This is a genomic window from Roseibium sp. AWQ4_254 (assembly GCF_056161025.1).
The window spans coordinates 1-224 of record NZ_JBSWYH010000132.1; the positions used below are offsets into that span (position 1 = coordinate 1).

The following is a 224-nucleotide window of genomic DNA, read 5'->3' on the forward strand; positions in this document are numbered from 1 at the left end:
CCAAGGGCAATGGGCTTCATGGCCCGCTCCGCGCAATTGTTGTCCAGCTCCAGATGCCCGTTGCCGAGATACGGCCGGGCTTTCGGCAGACGGCTGAGCGCATAACGGATCGCAGCGGCGAGCGGCGACTTTCCCGAGATCCGCGTCAATTGGCTGCCAAGCCAGTCTTCCAGATCATTGAAGATAGGTTTGGCGTGCTTTTGCCTGATTGCGGCACGCTCCGG

At 61.2% G+C, this 224-nt stretch carries 1 protein-coding gene; it reads right to left on the reverse strand.

What is annotated here, in order from left to right; all coding sequences use genetic code 11:
* Window positions 1-224 (reverse strand): IS66 family transposase (locus ACXAIC_RS24925; RefSeq protein WP_475187160.1); only part of this gene is annotated, 224 nt, incomplete at both ends.